The sequence below is a fragment of the Frankia sp. CeRuru1 genome (assembly GCF_977966315.1).
In genome coordinates, this window is record NZ_CDWWEW010000047.1 from 1,972 (window position 1) to 20,375 (window position 18,404).

Consider the following 18,404-nt stretch of genomic DNA (forward strand, 5'->3'; position numbering starts at 1 on the left):
CGACCCCACCCTCACCGTCGGCCACCCCAGGCACCCCAGCGGCGGGACGGAATCTCTGGGACGCGACGACCAGGACATCGCCGAACACCGGTCCCTCGGCGGGTCAGGGCGGCACGGCCGCGGGCGCCGGTGGCGCCTCGGGTTCCAGCCGGCCCGGCGCGACCTCCGCGGCCGGCGACGGGGCACAGCAGGCATCGCCCCCCGGATCCACGCCGAACCGCGGCTCCGGGTCGCGCACGGCGGCTCTCGTCCTCGCGGCCCTGGCCATCCTCGCACTCATCCTGATCATCCTCACCGTTGGTTGATACAGGACGACCGAAGGCTCGAGACAACCGAAGGGAGGCGGCATGGCGCCGTCAGGCGGGCCGGACGACACCGCGTGGCCGAGCCGCCACCAGCGGATCATCGGGGTCTGCATCCTCGTGGCCGCGGTCACGATCGCCGTCGTCGGCCTGATCTCGGGCGGAGGCGGAACGGCTCCGTCGCCGATCAGGATCCTGGTGACGACCTCCGCCGACCAGGCCCTGCGGGCGGCCGGCGGGGACGACGTCGACCAGGTGATACTCGTGGCGTCGTCGGCGCCGCGGCCGGACGAGCCCGAGCTGTTCATCCAGTACAAGGTGCGGGCCGGGGAGACCCGGGAACAGATCGCCGCGGCACTCGGGGTCCACCCGGACGCCGTGGCCGATCACTCGCTCAAGGACGGTGAGCTGCTCCACGTCCCGCTCCCGCCCCGATTCACCCGCGGCACGGGGGAGGACGGCCCGGCCTTCACCCCCTACATCCCACCCGCGGCGTCGGCCACGGCCGGCGTCCCGTCGCTCGGGGTGCCGGCCGCCGACGTCCCCCGGCTCGCCGAGGTCGGCGCCCGGCTGCTCGTCGCCGTCGGTCCGGGCGCCCGCCCGGACGTCCGCAAGGTGGCCGAGGCACTTCCGGACACGGTCGAGGCGATCGGTGACGACCGCAAGATCCTGGTGCCGGCCACAGTGCACGATGGCACCTACGGCCCCGACCGGATCGGCACCGCGCTGCGCTGGCTTCTGATCTTCGCGGTCGGCCTCGCCGTGGTTCCGCTGGCCGGCTTCATCCACGCCGTGACCGGTCGCGGCACCTACCCGGAACCGGCGTTGCCCGGGGACTTCCAGCCGGCCGAATTTCAGCCGACTCGGTATCCGCGGCCGGCACCGCCGGTCCCGGCCGCCCTGGGACCGGCCCATGAGCGCGCGGGCGCCGCCGTCCACCCGATCGGAGTCGAGGTGATCGATCGGCGGACGCTGCTGGAGGACCCGCAGTGCTCGTGCGGGAGCGTCCAGGTCGACGCGTCCTACGCCTGCCGCGCATGTCCGAACTCATGGCGGGTGGCCGCCGGCGAGCCCTGGCCGGACATCCTCCCGACGAACCCGGCGGGCGATCCCCCGGGCGCTCTCTCCGCCGACGACCACCTCCCCCGGTACTGATCCGATTCCTGAGGAAGCGCGACGCCCATGCCCTACACCAAGCAGATCGACCGGCGTGCCCCGGGCTGCTTCATCTTTCTGCTGGACCAGTCCGACTCGATGAACTACCCGATCGCCGGGCGTCCCGGCATCTCCAAGGCGCAGGCCCTCGCCGACATCGTCAACGACACCCTCGCGATGATCATCCGCCGGTGCAGCAAGGAGCGCGGCGAGGGTCCGCGTCCCTACTACGACATCGCCGTGCTCGGCTACAGCGGCGCGGAGGCCCGCTCACTGTTCACCGGAGCGCTCGCCGGCCAGTGGCTGGTCTCGGTACCGGACCTCTTCGCCTCCGTGTTGCGCCGGGAGGAGCGTCACGGCTCCTCGATGCCGGTGTGGTTCGAACCGTTCGGGGCGGGCCTCACCCCGATGTGCGCCGCCCTCGATATGGCCGGAAGCCTCGCCTCCGGCTGGGCCCAGAACCACCAGGACTCCTTCCCGCCGATCATCATCAACATCACCGATGGAGCCGCCACCGACGGCGAGCCCGAGAAGGTGCAGATGTGGGCCGACCGGCTACGGTCGCTGCGCACCGCGGACGGCAACCTGCTGCTGTTCAACATCAGCATCTCCGCGCTCGCGCAGACCACCACCACCTTCCCCGCGGCCGAGTCCGAGCTGTCCGACGAGTGGGCTCGCGGGCTGTTCCGGATGTCGAGCGAGCTGCCGCCGCTGATGCGCACCGCGGCGGAGCGCCTGGGCGTGCAGACCCGGCCCGGCGCCCGGGGATTCGTGTCCAACGCGACACCCGACGCGATCGTCCTCGCCCTCACCGTCGGCACCCAGGTGGCTCAGGTCGACGCCTGAGTGGAGCGGTGGGCCGACGGCGGCGGTGGGTCCCGAGGAAGGAGAGGTGCGGGAGTGCGGGTCACGGGCCGGGTGCAGGTGTGGCTACCGAAGAACAGCGGCTATGTCTCCGAAGACGCGACGATGGTAAGCACGGCGCGCCGGCGGGCAGCCGTCGCGGATGGCGCGTCGGAGGGGGTCGACGTGCGGCGGTGGGCAAACCTGCTGGTCACGCGATACGTCAACACGCCGCCGCCGATCGGGGCCTCGGCCGAGGGCATCTACGAATGGTTCCGCGAGACGATCAGGATCTGGAACCTGAGGCCGCCGACGGTCGATCCCGACGACTGGCGGTTCCAGGGCGTCGGTGCGACGGAAGCGGCGTTCGCCACGTTTCTTGGACTGCAGTTCAGGAGCGAGGAGAACGAACACGACGGCCGGCTGGAGTGGGAGGCGATCGCGGTCGGCGATTCCTGCCTGGTCCGGGTGCCCTCGCCGACGGCCATCCTGGCGGGCGCGCAACCCGAGTTCTTCCCGTACTCCGCATCGGCCGCCTTCACGAGCACCCCCGACCTGGTGCCCAGCGACCTCGGGCGGGCCCGTCGGCTCGCGCCGACCGAGGAGGGCTGGCCGGTGCGGGTGCGGCGAGGCTTCGCCGAGGCGGGGGAGGTCTTCCTGCTCGGCAGCGACGCGATCAGTAAGTGGCTCTACACCCTGCCCTGGACCGATCCGGAGGTCTGGCGGCGACTTCCCGACCTGCGCAAGCCGAACCTGGAGGGGCTCGCCCACCAGCTCAAGGACGCGGGCGAGATCGACCACGACGACCTCACGCTGGTGGTGCTCCGGGTGCGCGAGGACCCGCGGGGGTGACGCACGGGCATGGATCCTGAACGACGGCCGGGCGCCACCCTCGCCGAGACCAGTGGACGCCCGGCCGTGGCCGGTCCGCGGGATCGATCGATCAGCCGGCCTTGCGCTTCTCGATCGCCTCGATGAGCTGCGGGACGACGTTGAACAGGTCGCCGACCAGCCCGTAGTCCGCGAACTCGAAGATCGGCGCTTCCGGGTCCTTGTTGATCGCGACGATCGTCTTGGACGTCTGCATCCCGGCCCGGTGCTGGATCGCGCCGGAGATGCCGACCGCGATGTAGAGCTGCGGGGACACCGTCTTGCCGGTCTGCCCGACCTGGTTCTGGTGCGGGTACCACCCGGCGTCGGTGGCGGCACGCGACGCGCCGACCGCGGCGCCGAGGGTGTCGGCCAGCTTCTCCACCAGGGTGAAGTGCTCGGCGGCGCCCAGACCGCGACCACCGGAGACGACGACCTGGGCCTCGGTGAGGTCCGGGCGGCCGGACTTCGCCTCGACGACACGGTCGACGATCTTGGCCCCCTTCGCGGCGTCGGAGATCGCGATGTCCACCGTCTGCTCGGACGGCGTCACGGGGGCGGCCTCGGGCGCCATCGAGTTCGGCCGGACGACGACCACCGGAACACCCTTGACGACCTTCGACGTGACAATCGTCGAGCCGCCGAAGATACCCTGGGTGGCGACCAGGTCGGGGGCCAGCGCGACGGCGTCCCAGATCAGGCCCGAGTCGGTCTTCGCGGCGACGCGGGCCGCGATCTCCCGCGAATCCGCGGTGGCGGCGACCAGTACGGCGGCCGGCGACGCGTCCGCGACCAGCTTGGCCAGCACCTCCGCCGCCGGCGCGCCCACGTAGCCGACGACGTCCTCCGACTCGACGACGTAGACCCTGGCGGCGCCATACTGCGCGAGGTACTCCTTGGCCTTCGCATAGGTGCCCGGCGCTCCGAGGAACACCGCGGCGGGCTCGCCGAGCGAACGGGCGAGCGTCAGCAGTTCCGCGGTGACCTTCTTGGGTTCACCATTGGCGTGCTCGACGAGCACGAGAACTTCAGCCATCGGACAAAACCCCTCAGATAAGCTTCTGCGCCGCGAGGAACTCCGCGACCTTCGTGCCGCCGTTGCCCTCGTCCTTGACGATCGTGCCACTCGACCGCGGCGGCGCGGGCTCCGAAGCAACGACCGTCGACGTGGCGCCGGCCAGCCCGACCGCACTGGCGTCCAGACCCACGTCCGCGGCGGACAACGTCGTCAGCGGCTTCTTCTTGGCCGCCATGATGCCCTTGAACGAGGGGTAACGCGGCTGGTTGATCTTCTCGACCACGGCGACCACGGCCGGCAGGCTCGCCTCGACCAGGGCGTAGCCGTTGTCGGCGAGACGCTCGATCGTGACCTTGCCCGCGGCCGGGTCCACCGTGACCTTGCGGGCCTGGGTGAGCTGGGGAAGGGCCAGCCGCTCCGCCAGCAGGGCACCGATGACGCCGCCACGGGCATCGGAAGCCTCGCTGGAGGTGATGACGATGTCGGGTGACAGCGTGGAGATCACCTTCGCCAGCGCGGCGGACGTCGCCAGCGCGTCCGACCCGTGCAGCGAGTCGTCCGTCAGGTGCACGGCCTTGTCCGCACCCATCGACAGGGCCTTGCGGATCGTCTCGGCCGCCTTGGCCGGTCCCATCGTGACGACGGTGACCTCGCCCCCGTGCGCTTCTTTGATCTTCAGGGCCTCTTCGACCCCGTACTCGTCCATCTCGTTCATGACGTTGTCGACACTCTTACGGTCGACAGTCTTGTCCGCGGCGTCGAGCTTCTTCTCCGCCCAGGTGTCAGGAACCTGCTTGACGGTAACGACGATGTTCACGCCTTGGGGCCTCCGTAGCCAACATCCGATGTCAGTGCTCTCGGCATCGTCGCATCTGGAGCGCTCACACGCTCAGTGATCGACGACGTGACGCGGACCGCAGTACGCCCCTGACCTGGACAGCCGGGCCGAAACCGGGTGGCGACTACGCCCCGTCACGGAGCCTAGTCCGTCCGGCCGGGCGGAACCATACCCCCGGCCGGATGCATCGTCACGGCCGCTTCCCCCCAGAGCGGGACAAGACGCCCCCGATGACGATCCGTCCGGGCCCCTCTCCGGCCCTCCGCGCCCCCCGGGGCGTGCAGACGCGCCATGCAGATGTATGTGCAGAAAATGGATCCGCCGCTTTCCGTAACCGATTGAGATATTCCGCACCTTCTTTTACCGGTCATCCGGGGATCCGCTAGAGGCACCGGTCCCGACTCGTCGTGCATTCCGGCCGGGTTATGCACACCCTCTTCCTTACAAGGTGACTGCTCGGCTACTTTCTGCCCAAGAGGTGCGCAAGGCACCGACATTGTGGATTTAAGTCATCTTTACCTCGACGGGGGACACATGTCGAATACGTCGTCTGAAGATCCCTCTCCCGCGACCCAGTTCGCGCGCCTGCTGCGGGAGGCCGGGGTATCCGACACCCGGTTCGCCCGGCAGGTGAACGCCCGCGCCCGCCATCAACGCCGGATCGAACTGGGCCTGGCCAGGACCACCGTCGGTCACTGGCGTCGCGGGATGCGGCCGCGTGACCCGATGGTCGCCGAACTCGCGGCGGCCGAGATGTCCGCGGCCCTGGGATACCCGGTCCGGCCGGTGGATCTGGGCTGGCGCGGGGAGTCCTATGAACGCGACGACCTCGGGCTGTCGAGCTCGAACGCACCCACCGAGACCCTCAGCACCCTTGCCGGACTATCGGGGCGAGACATGCGGCGACGCGACCTGTTACACGACGGAACGGCCTTCATCGCATCGGCCTTCGCTGATCCGGTCCTCTCCAGCCTCACCGGAGTGGTTGACCGGATCGTCGGGCCGGAACCGACGGGAGCCTCCGCCGGCACCGTGATCCGGGATATGACCGAGACCTTCCGCCGGCTGGACGCGAAGTTCGGCGGCGACGAGATCCGGCCTCAGGTCGTCGCCTTTCTGCACGACCGGGCCCGGGCCGCCCGGGAGGGACGGCCGAGCCCCGACCTGTTCAGTGCGCTAGCCGAGCTGACCCAGTTCAGCGGGTGGCTCGCCCAGGACAGCAACCGGCAGGCCCTCGCGCAGCGCTACTACATCCAGGCCCTCAGCCTCGCCGAGCACGCCGACGACGCCATGCTCGCCGGCCGGGTGCTGTCCGCGATGAGCGACCAGGCCGCCCGGCTGGGCCATCCCCGGCAGAGCCTCGCCCTGGCCCGGGCGGCCCTCGGCCGCGCGGTGCGGCACTCCTCGTATGCCGTGCAGGCCATGCTGCACGACAAGCATGCCTGGGCGCTGGCACGCAACCGTGACGAGGCCGGTTGCATAGAGGCCCTGGACAAGATGGACCGGGCGATCGCGCGCAGCGACGGGGACGACGGACCGTCCTGGGCCGGCCACTACAACGCCGGCGACGTCGCCGAGTGCCATGGTCACTGCTTGTTACTGCTGGGCCACGCCCGACCGGCCGAGACGAAACTGCTCGAGGCCCGGAGCCTGCAGGGCGCGGCGCGCGCCCGAACCCGCAGCTACGCCGAGGCCGACCTCGCCCTGGCCTACCTGCGCCGACCGACTCCGGACCTGGAGGCCGCCCTGGAGGCGGGCTACCGAGCCGTCTCCGTCGCCGGGCAGCTGTCGTCCTCCCGGGTCACCGAGAAGCTGCGGGAGCTGGACCGTGAGCTCGACACGCACCCGACGGTGGCGGTCCGCGAATGGCACGAACGGGCGCGCCCACTGGTCGGCGCCACAGCCGCCACCTGACCGGTCACCGATAGCCGTCGCACGGGCGCCGACGACTTCAGCGCCGACGGCTCCCGGCGCCGGCAAGCCACGGCCATCGGCCCCACCGTTACCGACGTCTCACCACCGAACGGGCTGTCCGGGAGCACCCGCCTCCCGGACAGCCCTGCCAGCCGGGCACTCTAGTGCAGTGAGTTCCGCGCAGGAGTCCGGTTCCGCCGTGCCGGACACCGACCCCATCTCCCGGCACAAGAACATCCCGGTCGCCGCCCCGGAGCCCCGGCCGCGCCCGGCCTTCCCGGTCCGCCCCCTGGTCGTGATCGTCGCGTGGGTCACAGCGGCCGGGCTCGGGGGGGTCGCCCTCGGCCGGTTGGCCCATCTCGACGATGCGGTGGGCTGGCCCTACTCCGCGATCAACGCCGGGACCGAACTGCTCTACCTCCCGGCCTACGCCACCGTGGCGGTGGCCTTCGCACTCCGCCGCAACCTGCTGATGATCATCTCCATGGCCCTGATCGCCATCCATCTGTTCTGGACCCTGCCCGAGGTTCTCCCCGGCGGCGCCGAGGAGGCCCCGCAGGGTGCCGCGCGCCTGCGGGTGATGTCGGCAAACCTGCTTTACTACAACGACCGCGCCGACCGACTGGGCACGCAGATCCGCGCCGCGAACCCGGACGTGCTCGTCCTCGTGGAGCTCTCCCCGCTCACCCTGGCGCGGGTCACCTCGTCCGGGGCGCTGGCGAGCTACCGGTACCGCGAGGTGTACCCGGAGCCGGGTGCGTTCGGCGCCGCCGTGTTCTCCCGCTTCCCGCTGCACGACGCCGCGGCCCCGGTCGTCGGCGGATCGATGTCGTTGCGGGCCACCGTGGAGGTGGATGAGCGTCGACGCTTCGTCGTGTACGCGGTGCACACGATCTCACCGACGACCAGCGCCTACACCGACCGGTGGCGGACCCAGCTCGACACGCTGCGCGCGCAACTCGAGCACGCCACGCTGCCGGTCGTCATGGCCGGCGACTTCAATGCCACCCGGGACCACCGGCCGTTCCGCCGGCTGGTGAGCTCGGGGGTACGCGACGCACACGACGTCGTCGGCGGCGGGTGGCAACCGACCTGGAACTCCAAGAGCCTGATCCTGCCGCCCGTGCTGCGCATTGACCACGTGCTGGCCTCACCCGCGTTCGCGGTGACGGGTTTCGAGGTCGGCGGCGATTTCGGCAGCGACCACCGGCCGGTCATCGCCGACCTAGCCATGCGGTAGCCCCCGGATGGCGCCTTCGGCGCAATCCGGGGACCCCTACCACAGGCACCGCACGGGGTCTCCGTCGAATCGCCTCCGGCGATCCTCCTGGGACAACCATCGCAAGCCTTCGGCGCCATCCGGGGACCCCTACCACAGACACCGCACGGGGTTCCGGTCAGCGGCCGATGAAGTCGGCCTTGCCGGGCCCGCTCTCGAGGAAGGACTCCATTCCGATCCGCCGGTCCTCGGTGGCGAACAGCCCGGCGAACAGCGCCGCCTCCAGGCGCAGCGCCTCGGCCAGCGCGATCTCCGCGCCGTCGTCGACCGCGTGCTTCGCCGCCGCGAGCGCCATCGCCGGGCCGTTCGTGTACCGGCCCGCGATCCGCTTCGCCTGCACGTACACCTCACCCGCGGGAACGACGGCGTCGGCCAGGCCGATCTCCGCGGCCTCGGCCGCCCGGACCTGCCTGCCGCTGAAGATGAGGTCCTTGGCGCGGGACGGGCCGATCAGGCGCGGCAGCCGCTGGGTGCCCCCCGCACCGGGGATCACTCCGAGCAGGATCTCGGGCTGGCCGACCCGGGCGTCCTCGGCCAGGACCCGCACGTCCGCGCACAGGGCAAGCTCCAACCCGCCGCCCAGGGCATAGCCCGTCACCGCGGCGACCACGGGCTTCGGGATCCGGGCCACGACCTCGAAGGTGGAGTTCAGATCGCCCACCCAGGCGGATGCCTCGGCGTAACCCATCGGCGCCATCTGCCGGATGTCGGCCCCGGCGGCAAACACCTTCTCCCCGCCATAGAGCACCACCGCGCGGACCTCCGACCGCCGGGTCGCCTCGACCGCGGCGGTCCGCAGCTCCGCGGCGACCGTGGAATCCAGCGCGTTCATCGGCGGCCGGTCTAACCGGATGGTGCCGATCCCGCCGTCAACCTCGAGCCGCACCACACTCATCCGCATTCCTCCCGCTTCAGGCCCCTCGACGACCGGCGAGGCGTCCGGCACCCCGGCGTTCCCCACCCCGCCCCGGCCCGCCGAGATCGTCGACGGCGCCGGCTTTGAGGATGGTTTCGGTGTCGCTGTAGGTGTCGGTCGTCACGATAGGCCGACACGAGATGATCTTCATCAATCATCTCCCGATCGGGTTCGGGGATCACTTGGTTCCAGCCGGCGCACTAGCCTATAACTGAAAGTAGCGGACATTACCACCTGTCGGCCACCGGTCGGTCCCCTCTCACTCCCGGAACCTGCCGACCGCCGGAACCTGCCGCGCAACTCCTGAGAGTTGACGGGCCTTCGTGGTAGACCGAGGGGCAGAGTATGACCGTGCTGTTCGTCCCGAGCCGACCCAGGAGGAGCCGTGGCCGACACAGGTGTCAGCGTCCCGACCGGTCTCGAGAAGGTCGCCGATCTCGAGGCGACCCTGGAGAGCCTGCTGTCAGTGGAGCGTTTCGACCCGTCGGCGGCCTTCACCCGGCGCCGGCCGATGGACGCCGACCGGGCCGCCGCCGAGGCGGACCCGAACGCGTTCTGGGCTCGCAAGGCCGAGGAGCTGCTGACCTGGCACACGCCGTTCACGCAGGTACTCGACGACTCGAACCCGCCCTTCTACACCTGGTTCGCGGACGGGACGCTGAACCTGTCGGAGAACTGCCTGGACCGGCACGTGGCGGCCGGGCGCGGCGAGCGGGTGGCCTTCCACTGGCACGGGGAGGAGGGAGAACGGCGCACCGTCACCTATGCGGACCTGCTCGCCGACACCCAGCGGCTGGCGAACGGGCTGCGTTCGCTCGGCGTGCGCGCCGGCGACGTGGTCGGGATCTTCCTGCCGATGATTCCCGAGGTGGCCGTCGCGATGCTGGCCTGCGCCCGGATCGGCGCGGTCCACAACGTGGTCTTCGGTGGTTTCGCGCCGTCCGCGGTCCGGGAGCGGATGGAGGTCTCCGACGCCAAGGTGCTGATCACCGTGGACGGCGCGCGGCGCAAAGGGCGGACGGCGCCGGTGAAGGCCGCCGTCGACGCGGAGCTCGGTGACCTCCCGGCGCTGGAGCACATTGTGGTCGTGCCCGGGCCGGGCGGTACCGGGGCGCCGATGACCGCGGGCCGGGACGTCTGGTACCACGAACTGCTGGCTGCGGCGGCGCCCGACTGCCCGCCGGAACCGCTGTCCGCGGAGCATCCCCTGTTCATCCTCTACAGCTCCGGATCGACCGCGAAGCCGAAGGGGATCCTGCACACGACCGCGGGTTACCTGCTCGGTGCCACCTACACTCACCGGGCGGTCTTCGACATCGACCCGGGCACCGACGTCTACTGGTGTTCCGCGGACGTCGGCTGGATCACCGGGCACTCCTACATCATCTACGGCCCACTGTCGAACGGCGTGACCAGCGTGATGTACGAGGGGGCGCCGGACTACCCCGACTACGACATCTGGTGGCGGCTCATCGAGGAGTACAAGGTCACCGTGTTCTACACGGCGCCGACGGCGATCCGTACGTGCATCAAGTGGGGCGCGCGGTATCCCGGTCGGCACGACCTGTCCTCGCTGCGGGTACTCGGCACGGTCGGGGAACCGATCAACCCGAAGGCATGGTTGTGGTACCACGTGGTCATCGGCGGTGGTCGCTGCCCGATCGTCGATACGTGGTGGCAGACCGAGACCGGCTCCGCGCTCATCTCGCCGCTGGCCGGCGTGACGTCGACCAAGCCGGGTTCGGCGACCCTGCCGCTGCCCGGTATCAGCCCGGCGCTGCTCTCGGAGGACGGCGAGCCGGTCACCGAGGGCACCGGAATCCTGGTGATCACCAAGCCATGGCCATCCATGCTGCGCACCCTTTACAAGGACGACGAGCGGTTCGTCAAGACGTACTTCTCCCGCTTCGGCCCGTCGACCTACGTCGTCGGCGACGCCGCGCGCCTCGACGCCGACGGCTACTTCTGGATCATCGGGCGGATCGACGACGTTATCAACGTGTCCGGGCACCGGCTGTCCACCGCGGAGGTGGAGTCGGCGATCGTCGCCCATGAGGCCGTCGCCGAGGCGGCGGTGGTCGCAGAGTACGACGAGCAGACCGGCCAGGCGATCGTCGCGTTCGTGACGCTCACCGGTGACCGCTCGGGCGACGAGGCCACCGAGGCCGAGCTGCGCGAGCACGTGGCCAGGCGGATCGGCAAGCTCGCCCGGCCGCGGCGGATCATCTGGGCCGACGACCTGCCGAAGACCCGGTCCGGTAAGATCATGCGCCGGTTGCTGCGTGACATTGCCGAAGGCCGGGAACTCGGCGACGTCACGACCTTGCGCGACCCCGCGGTGATGGCCGCGCTCGCGGCCAAGGTGGGCACCGCCCGAGACAACGAGTAAGAGCGGTTCCGGTCCCCGGTTCCGGACAATTCTGGCTGCCATCGGGTCGACATGACAGTTGTTTCCCGGCCGGGACCAGCTGGCCGCACCCGGGTGTGTCGACGTCGCCGGCACTGTCTAGGCTCACGTCTTCGTGAGAGCCCTCCGACGGTTCACCGTCCGTGCGCAGCTCCCCGGGCAGCTTGCTCCACTAGGGGAACTAGTCCTGAATCTTCGCTGGTCCTGGCATCCCGAGACGCTGGACCTGTTCGAGTCTGTTGATCCGGAGCTCTGGCGGGCGACGAAGGGAGACCCGGTCCGCCTGCTCGGCGAGGTGGATCATAACCGGCTGCTCGCGCTGGCCGCCGACCGCCGGTTCGTGCGCCGGCTCACCGACGTCGCGGACGACCTCCAGGAGTACCTGACAGCCGATCTGTGGTATCAGCAGCGGAAGGCCGAAGGCGCCCCATCGGCGATCGCCTACTTCTCCCCGGAGTTCGGTATCACCGAGGTGCTGCCGCAGTACTCCGGCGGCCTCGGCATCCTCGCCGGCGACCATCTCAAGACCGCGAGCGACCTCGGCGTGCCGATCATCGGCGTCGGCCTGCTCTACCGGGCCGGGTACTTCGTGCAGTCGCTGTCCCGGGACGGCTGGCAGCAGGAGCGGTACCCGGGCATCGACCCGCACGGGCTCCCCCTGGCCCAGCTGACCGATCCGGCGGGGATGCCGGTGAAGGTGGCCGTCGGTCTGCCCGAGGGTCGCACGCTGCACGCGCAGATCTGGAAGGCGCAGGTCGGACGGGTCCCGCTGCTGCTGCTCGACTCGGACGTCGAGGACAACCAGCCGGCCGAGCGGGGGGTGACCGACCGGCTCTACGGCGGCGGGACCGACCACCGGCTGCTCCAGGAGATGCTGCTGGGCATCGGGGGTGTCCGTGCGCTGCGCGCCTACGCCGCGGTGACCGGGACTCCGGAGCCCGAGGTGTACCACACCAACGAGGGGCACGCGGGCTTCCTCGGCCTGGAGCGGATCCGGGAGCTCGTCGAGAACGGGCTCAGCTTCGACGAGGCGCTCCAAGCCGCCCGCGCCGGCACGCTGTTCACCACCCACACCCCCGTCCCCGCCGGCATCGACCGGTTCCCTCGCAGCCTGGTCGCCCGCCATTTCGGCGGGGACAACGGCTGGCCCGGTGTGCCGGTCGAGCGGATCCTGCAGCTCGGGGTGGAGGCCGACCCCAACGTCTTCAACATGGCCCACATGGGTCTGCGGCTCGCGCAGCGTTCGAACGGCGTCAGCAAGCTCCACGGCATCGTCAGCCGGGAGATGTTCGCGGGGCTGTGGCCCGGTTTCGACACCGCCGAGGTCCCGATCGGCTCGGTGACCAACGGGGTGCACGCCCCGACCTGGGTGTCCCGGCCCATCATCGAGCTTGCTGACCGCGAGCCCGGCCCGGGCCTGCTTTCCGACGACGCGGCCGGATTCGAGAAGATCTCCGCGTTGCCCGACGAGGTCGTGTGGGCCGCCCGGCGGCAGTTGCGGGAACGCCTCGTCACCGAGGTCCGCCGCCGGCTGCGGGCCTCCTGGCTCGAGCGCGGCGCGGCACCCGGTGAGCTGGAGTGGGTGGAGTCGGTTTTCGATCCGGACATCCTCACGATCGGTTTCGCCCGGCGCGTGCCGTCCTATAAGAGGCTGACCCTCATGCTGCGGGACCGTGACCGGCTGCGCCGGCTGCTGCTGCACCCGCAGCGGCCGATCCAGATGGTCATCGCCGGCAAGGCGCACCCTGCCGACGATGGTGGCAAGCAGCTCGTCCAGCAGATCGTCCAGTTCTCCGACGACCCGGCCGTGCGGTCGCGCATCGTCTTCCTCCCCGACTACGACATCGGGATGGCGCGCTTCCTGTACTCCGGATCGGACGTCTGGCTGAACAACCCGCTGCGTCCGCTGGAGGCGTGCGGCACGTCGGGGATGAAGGCCGCGCTGAACGGCTGCCTGAACCTGTCCATCCGGGACGGCTGGTGGGACGAGATGTTCGACGGCCAGAACGGCTGGGCGATCCCGACCGCGGACGGGGTCGAGGACCCCGACCGGCGCGATGACATCGAGTCCGCCGCCTTGTACGACCTGTTGGAGAACACCGTCGCCCCCCGCTTCTACGACTCGGAGCCCGGCGACGGCATCCCGCGGCGCTGGGCCGCGATGGTCAAGCACACCCTGTCGGCTCTCGGTCCCCAGGTCCTGGCCAGCCGCATGGTCCAGGAGTATGTCGAGCGCTACTACGTGCCGGCCGGTGTCTCGGCCCGGGCCGCCGCCGCCGGCGGCTTCGCCGGGGCCCGGGACCTGGCCGCCTGGAAGAGCCGGGTGCAGGCCGCGTGGCCCGGGGTCCGCGTGCTCAACGTCGACTCCGCTGGTCTCGGTGACACCCCTCAGGTGGGCCAGTCGCTGGTGGTGCGGGCCACGATCGACCTCGGTGAGCTGGCCCTCGAGGACGTCGACGTCCTCGCCTCCTACGGCCGGATCGACCAGACCGACCGGATCCTGGATCCTTCGACGCTGTTCCTGCAGCCGGTTGGCGAAGGGGAGGGCGGTCACCGCTACGAGGGCACCATCCCGCTCGGGCGCACCGGACCCTTCGGTTACACGGTGCGGGTGCTGCCCCGGCACGCACTCACCGCAAGCATCACCGAACTGGGCCTGGTTACCAACCCCTAGGGGTCCCCGCACCGCGGCGAAGCCGCCGTGCCGGGGGGATGGGCTCGTAGGACGAGCACGCTGTGGCCCAGCACGGTCAGGGACTCGCCGCCGGCATAGCTGGTTCCCGGTACCGCGACGGTCGCCGGGAATCCGGCGAGATCGTCGTCGGCGGTATTGAGCAGCAGGTCGTGGCGGGCCGCCCAGGGGGCACCGGGCAGGGTGACGACGGTGTCGCCGCGATCCGGATGGAACACGTACACCAGGCCAGTGCCGTGGGCCGGTCGATCGTGCGTCCCCCGCCCGCCGGCAGGATCCTCAGCGACGGGGCTGCCGGCGACATGGGCCACGAGCGTCGCGACCCGCGGGGCGTTCCAGTCCGCCACCGACATCACCGCCCCGTCCGCACGGAACCAGGTGATGTCCGCGAGTCGCCCGGGTGCCGACTGGCCGCCGTGGAAGAACCGCCCCCGGCGCAGCACGGGCTCGGCGGAGCGCAGTGCCGCCAACCCGCCCACCAGCCGGCACAGCGCCGGGTCGGGGCCGGCCGGGTCGGGGTAGGCGTGGTCCGGCTCCGCGACGTCCACCGGTCCGGCGACGTCCACCGATCCGGTGAGGTCGGCCGGCCAGTCGAGCCAGGACACCGCGTTGTCCTGGCAGTAGGCGTTGTTGTTGCCGCCCTGCGAGCGACCGAACTCGTCGCCGGCGAGCAGCATCGGGACGCCTGTGGACAGCAGCAGCGTCGTGATCAGTCCCCGGCGCACCCGGCGGCGGATGGTCAGGATCGCCGGGTCGTCGGTCGCACCCTCCACCCCATAGTTCGCCGAGCGGTTGTCCGCCTCGCCGTCCCGGTTGCCCTCGCCGTTGGCCTCGTTGTGCTTCTCGTTGTAGGAGACCAGGTCGGCCAGGGGAAAGCCGTCGTGGGCGGTGACGAAGTTGATCGATGCCCAGGGGCGTCGGCCGCCGTGCTCGAACAGGTCCGACGAGCCGGACACCCGATAGCCCAGATCGGCGACGCCGCTGGTGTGCCTGTTCCACACGTCGCGCACGGTGTCGCGGAACCGCCCGTTCCACTCCGCCCAGGGGGCCGGGAATCCCCCCACCTGGTATCCGCCCCAGCCGACGTCCCACGGCTCGGCGATCAGCTTCACCGTGGCGAGGATCGGGTCGGCGTGGATGGCGGTCAGCAGGCTTGCCGCGGGGTCGAAGGCGTCGGGATTGCGGGCGAGCGCGGTGGCGAGATCGAACCGGAACCCGTCGACGCCCATCTCCGTCACCCAGTACCGCAGCGAGTCGCAGATCAGCCGCACGACGTGCGGTGAGGACGTGTTGAGGGTGTTGCCGCAGCCGGTCACGTCACGGTAGCGCCGGGGATCCATCGGCTCTACCCGGTAATAGGTCGTGTTGTCCAGGCCGCGCAGGGACAGCGTCGGGCCCCGCTCGCTGCCCTCGGCGCTGTGGTTGTAGACGACGTCGAGGATCACCTCGATGCCGGCGGCGTGCAGGGCGGCGACCATCGCCTGGAATTCGCCGATCGGATCGTCAGTGGCCGCGTACCCGGCATGAGGGGCGAAGAAGGCCAGGGTGTTGTAGGCCCAGTAGTTGATTTTTCCGCGCTCGAGCAGGGCCGGTTCGGAGACCGAGGCGTGCACCGGCAGCAGTTCGATCGCGGTGACGCCGAGCCGGCGCAGGTGCGCCAGGACGCTCGGGTGGCCGAGCCCGGCGTACGTCCCGCGTAACCGTGGCGGCAGGCCCGGGTGACGTTTCGTGAGCCCGCGTACGTGCGCCTCGTAGATGATCGTGTCCGACCAGGGGATGGTGGGCCGGTTGTCCGCCGGATGTACGCCGTGACCCGTCGAACCGCCACTCCCGGATCCGGGGTCCCCGAATCCGGGGTCCCTGGTCCCGGCGGGGCCCCGCTGCGCCCGCCCGGGTCCGGTCACGACGCAGCGGGGCACGAACGGTGCGGAGTCCCGCGGGTCCGGTTCGAAGCCGTAGGGGTCGCCGCCACCGAACCCGTAGATCGCCGGATCCGTGCGCAGCGTCCCGGCTACCAATCGGGCGTAGGGGTCGACCAGCAGCTTCGCCGGGTTGTACCGCTGGCCCCGCTCCGGGTCGTAGGGACCGTGTGCCCGCAGGCCGTAATGCTGACCGGGGCGGACGCCGGCCAGATAGCCGTGCCACACCCCGCCGTCACGCTCCGGAAGTCGATGGCGTGTCTCGCGGCCGTCGGCATCGAACAGGCAGAAGTCGACCGCCTCGGCCCCGGGGGCGACGACGGCGATGTTCACCCCGGACCCGTCCCAGGCCACGCCCAGTGGCACCGCGCACCCCGGCGCGAGCCCGGAGGCGGTCGGCGCCGGTACGCCTGGGGATGCCGGTATGTCCGGTGAGACGGTGGTCTTCACGGTGTCGGACACCTTGGCGACGCTAACCGATCCCCCTTTCCGGAGCACGGGAAACACGGTGGCCGGGGAACAGGCCGGGAATGACGTCAAAAGAAGGAGGACGGCTGCGCCGACGACGACCCCTGCTAGAGCGCAGGGGTGGCCTGGATGGTTGCCCGCCAGTCTCCGTGATCGAGTCGGATGCTGCCGTCGTCGAACACCCTCGCGCGGGCGCCGCGGAACGGGGAGAAGCCGAGGCGGAGCCAGTCGTCCCGGACATCGTCGAGGATGTCCCACAGCCGGCGCGGCCCGCCCTGGTGGACGGTCGGTGGTTCTACACCGACGGCGGTGGCTCGGGCCCATGACCCGTCGGGGTGGGCGATGATCGCCGTGTGCTGGCCGTCAGGCTCGCGGCGGTAACGGTGGCGCGCCCCCGGCACGGCCAGGGCGAACAGGGTCGACAGCTCCCACGCCTCGGCGACGTCGAGGACGGGATAGCGGCCGGTCGTCACCTCGTCGGCGTCACGTTCGTCGAGCTGGTCATCGTCGAGGACGGACGGCGGGTAGTCGTCGCCGGTGCGGGTGCGCATGAACGCGGCCGGCTCGAACTCGACCATGCCCAGCAGGCCACGCGAGGTTCTCGTCGCGGTCACGACCATGTACGTGCCTGTGATCGTGGTAACCAATCGACCGCCGGGGCGTAGCGCATGCAGCCAGGCCGTCGGGATGCTGGGGACGGAGACCATCGAGACGATCCGGTCGAACTGACCGGGCAGGCCGATGGTCGCGTCCATCGGCAACACGTCCGGGTGCAGGTCGAGGGTTGCGAGGCGTTTCACGGCGACGGCCACCAGATACGGGTCGACGTCCACCGTGGTGACCCGTTCGCTGCCGTACCTGCGGGCGAGCAGCGCCGTGCCGTAGCCGGAGCCGGTACCCACGTCGAGAATGTCCAGGCCCTCGCCGAGCCGGCCGTGCCGGTACATGGTGAGGGCCAGCGAGGGCATGGTGGCCGAGGACGTCGGCAGGCCGACGGGAGAGTCGCCGTTGGCCGCTTGATCGGCGTGGAGGACACCGACGCGGGTGACGAGCGACCGGTGGGCGGCGTAGGCATCGGCGATCGGGCCGCGGCGCAACGCCCACCCGTCGCTGGTCCGCGCCCACCAGGCCGGTACCAGCTCGTGCCGCGGCGTGCTGGCAACAGCCTCGTACCAGCGGGAGCCGGGATGGGTGATCTCGTCGGCTAGGGTGCGGGCGTGGGCCCGCCAGGACTCGGCCATCAGTTCGGGTCCGGCTCGGGGTGGACCGGTCCGCACGGCTTGCTGTCGTCCGGCTGGCAGCCGTCGCCATGGAGCGCGCGAGGGCGGATGGCGTCGAGGCGGGCGACCTGCCCGGCGAACGCGGCCCCGGACAGGATGACCGCGAGCGGGTCGACGCGGATGTTCCCCGCCGGCGCGCGGCGGGCGAACACACACGGGGTGACCGTGCCATCCCCGCCGATGACCGCGTGCCAGTCGGCCACGGCTATCGACCCGTGGCCGCCGGTCGGGCCCGACTCCGCGTAGCAGTGGACGCAGGCGAGCTGACACCGACCGGTGATCTCCAACGCGACAAAGTCGAGCGCGGGCATGGTTGTGGGCGGCATGGCATCTCCTCGGGTATGTCTAGATGTCTCAAGGTCAGACCGGGGGCGCCCAGGTAGTACGGCCGGCGCCGGCACACCACGGGCAGTACAAGATCAACTTCTCCGAGTGGCCGTAGACTGTCGGATAGGTGCCGATCCGCACCGCGAACCCGGAACAGCCCTTACAAAGCTGGGAGA

The 18,404-nt window shown here is 70.7% G+C and carries 14 protein-coding genes and 1 pseudogene; 8 read left to right on the top strand and 7 right to left on the bottom strand.

Features of this window, described 5'->3' with window-relative positions:
- The 4 genes and pseudogenes from AC08OP_RS05775 to AC08OP_RS05790 all read left to right on the top strand — a co-directional run.
- Positions 1-305, top strand: a pseudogene (locus tag AC08OP_RS05775) (hypothetical protein); the annotation flags it as partial.
- Positions 306-347: 42 nt separating this feature from the next.
- Positions 348-1,457 carry a hypothetical protein gene (locus AC08OP_RS05780; protein ID WP_476613234.1) on the top strand — a complete coding sequence of 370 codons (1,110 nt, stop codon included), beginning with the start codon at positions 348-350 and terminating at the stop codon, positions 1,455-1,457.
- Positions 1,458-1,484: 27 nt separating this feature from the next.
- The gene (locus AC08OP_RS05785) at positions 1,485-2,303 is read left to right on the top strand and encodes a vWA domain-containing protein (RefSeq protein WP_476613235.1); all 819 of its coding nucleotides are present in this window, start codon (positions 1,485-1,487) and stop codon (positions 2,301-2,303) included.
- Between the two features lie 54 nt (positions 2,304-2,357).
- Complete coding sequence (locus AC08OP_RS05790; RefSeq protein WP_476613236.1) at positions 2,358-3,152, top strand: hypothetical protein; 795 nt, start codon at positions 2,358-2,360, stop codon at positions 3,150-3,152.
- Between the two features lie 91 nt (positions 3,153-3,243).
- Here AC08OP_RS05790 and AC08OP_RS05795 read toward each other — a convergent pair whose 3' ends face one another.
- Positions 3,244-4,206, bottom strand: a complete 963-nt coding sequence (locus AC08OP_RS05795; RefSeq protein ID WP_476613237.1) for an electron transfer flavoprotein subunit alpha/FixB family protein — start codon at positions 4,204-4,206, stop codon at positions 3,244-3,246.
- A 13-nt stretch (positions 4,207-4,219) separates the two neighbouring features.
- A complete protein-coding gene (locus AC08OP_RS05800; RefSeq protein WP_476613238.1) occupies positions 4,220-5,005 on the bottom strand; it encodes an electron transfer flavoprotein subunit beta/FixA family protein in 786 nt (261 codons plus the stop codon).
- A 555-nt stretch (positions 5,006-5,560) separates the two neighbouring features.
- Here AC08OP_RS05800 and AC08OP_RS05805 point away from each other — a divergent pair.
- Positions 5,561-6,940: a transcriptional regulator gene (locus AC08OP_RS05805; RefSeq protein ID WP_476613239.1), complete on the top strand. Its 1,380-nt coding sequence runs from the start codon at positions 5,561-5,563 to the stop codon at positions 6,938-6,940.
- Between the two features lie 169 nt (positions 6,941-7,109).
- The gene (locus AC08OP_RS05810; protein ID WP_476613240.1) at positions 7,110-8,180 is read left to right on the top strand and encodes an endonuclease/exonuclease/phosphatase family protein; all 1,071 of its coding nucleotides are present in this window, start codon (positions 7,110-7,112) and stop codon (positions 8,178-8,180) included.
- 157 nt (positions 8,181-8,337) lie between these two features.
- Here the strand turns inward: AC08OP_RS05810 and AC08OP_RS05815 are convergent, their stop codons facing one another.
- Positions 8,338-9,114, bottom strand: coding sequence for an enoyl-CoA hydratase/isomerase family protein (locus AC08OP_RS05815; RefSeq protein ID WP_476613241.1), 777 nt, complete (start codon positions 9,112-9,114; stop codon positions 8,338-8,340).
- 16 nt (positions 9,115-9,130) lie between these two features.
- Positions 9,131-9,286: a hypothetical protein gene (locus AC08OP_RS05820; RefSeq protein ID WP_476613242.1), complete on the bottom strand. Its 156-nt coding sequence runs from the start codon at positions 9,284-9,286 to the stop codon at positions 9,131-9,133.
- A gap of 234 nt (positions 9,287-9,520) precedes the next feature.
- Here AC08OP_RS05820 and acs point away from each other — a divergent pair, with 234 nt between their 5' ends.
- Together acs and glgP are read left to right on the top strand one after the other, a co-directional pair.
- Positions 9,521-11,524, top strand: coding sequence for an acetate--CoA ligase (acs, locus tag AC08OP_RS05825; protein WP_476613243.1), 2,004 nt, complete (start codon positions 9,521-9,523; stop codon positions 11,522-11,524).
- A gap of 133 nt (positions 11,525-11,657) precedes the next feature.
- Positions 11,658-14,216 (top strand): alpha-glucan family phosphorylase, encoded by a 2,559-nt coding sequence (gene glgP / locus AC08OP_RS05830; protein ID WP_476613244.1) that lies wholly within the window; start codon positions 11,658-11,660, stop codon positions 14,214-14,216.
- Here glgP and glgX read toward each other — a convergent pair.
- From glgX to AC08OP_RS05845, 3 genes are all read right to left on the bottom strand, one after another.
- A complete protein-coding gene (gene glgX / locus AC08OP_RS05835; protein WP_476613245.1) occupies positions 14,213-16,603 on the bottom strand; it encodes a glycogen debranching protein GlgX in 2,391 nt (796 codons plus the stop codon). The genes glgP and glgX overlap by 4 nt on opposite strands.
- Positions 16,604-16,728: 125 nt before the next feature.
- Positions 16,729-17,862, bottom strand: a complete 1,134-nt coding sequence (locus AC08OP_RS05840; RefSeq protein ID WP_476613246.1) for a methyltransferase domain-containing protein — start codon at positions 17,860-17,862, stop codon at positions 16,729-16,731.
- Positions 17,862-18,227, bottom strand: coding sequence for an SPASM domain-containing protein (locus AC08OP_RS05845; RefSeq protein WP_476613247.1), 366 nt, complete (start codon positions 18,225-18,227; stop codon positions 17,862-17,864). Before AC08OP_RS05845 ends, AC08OP_RS05840 begins: the two co-directional genes overlap by 1 nt.
- Between the last annotated feature and the right edge of the window lie 177 nt (positions 18,228-18,404).